General features: G+C 48.6%; 1 protein-coding gene. It reads right to left on the bottom strand.

Going from position 1 to position 1,174, the window contains the following annotated elements:
• Positions 1-19 precede the first annotated feature (19 nt).
• Positions 20-1,096 carry an IS4 family transposase gene (locus tag D6694_08900; GenBank protein RMH41450.1) on the bottom strand — a complete coding sequence of 359 codons (1,077 nt, stop codon included), beginning with the start codon at positions 1,094-1,096 and terminating at the stop codon, positions 20-22.
• Positions 1,097-1,174 lie beyond the last annotated feature (78 nt).

Genomic DNA, 1,174 nt, shown 5'->3' with positions numbered 1-1,174 from the left:
CTAGTAAACCTACAGTTTGCTAAAAATAGGGGATAAGCTTCAACGAGAAATCATCTCCGTTCGTCAAGCACCTTTCCAACATATCATAGCCAATGCGGAAAATGCTCAGTTGCCGCTGTTTATTCCGGTCAACCAAATAGCGCTCGCCGCGTTTTATCGTCATGGAGCCAAAGGCAACTAACCAGACGTAGAGCAAAGCTACGGCCATTGTGAAACGGGATAAACGCAGGAAGTGACGTAAACGAATCGCTTCCAGGTCAAACCCATTGCGCTTAAAATCGCCAAACATTTCCTCGATCCACATGCGGCGAGTGTAAAGGCGCAGCGCCAATGTTTTGTCAGGTATGTTGGTGACCAAAAACCACGGTTGCCTTTCGCCTCGTCGCCATATGGCCAACAAAGTTGTTGGGTGGCTGTGTTTGGCAGTGAACCAGCCATCGGGTAACCAAACCACCTGGCCGACTTTGGTGACTAATTCATCAAAGCGTTGCCAATCGGCATTCTGGTCACAACGGACAAGAAAACGTCCTTTTTGTCGCAAAACATACTGCCAAGACCAGGCATCCAGCTGTTTAAGGACAGGAACAGGGCTAAATTCGCTGTCACCCACCAACTGAACCAGCTGACCGACGGGTATCAAGCTGTGGACGTAACTCAAGAGAGCCAGTTGCTTTCGAGCCGAACTGTGACCACGCCGACAACGCACCCACGTCCAGGCTAAAGGCAAGGCACGACGACGATAAGCAATAGCGACCATTAACAATTGATGTTTACTGCCGATTTTTGTGCCATCTACGATGAGACGCAAAGGTTGGCCGGATGCTGTGGCTTGGGCAATAAGTTGACGCGCTACCGGTTCATACCAATCGCGCACACGGACAGCTTTGTTACTCAACCAACGGCGTAATCGTTCTGCTTTACTTGTTTTTTGGGCTTGGCCCGGTATCTTGTTACCCAATCTGGCTGCATGGGAATTGCGTCCCAGGAACAAACAGGTCATCAGCCAGGCCAAGACTCGTTTTCGGGTTATTCGTTCTGTGGGAATAATCTGTTCTATTTGCTGCATTAGCGTATGATAGAGTTGATTGGTCGTCATTTTGCACCATCCTTTTTGTTTTTGGGTTAAAGAATGGTGGACGACCAATCGCTTTTTTCAAAACTGTAGGTTAGCTAG

The organism is Gammaproteobacteria bacterium, from assembly GCA_003696665.1.
Taxonomy (GTDB): Bacteria; Pseudomonadota; Gammaproteobacteria; order Enterobacterales.
This window is presented reverse-complemented; position numbering and strand designations above follow the sequence as displayed.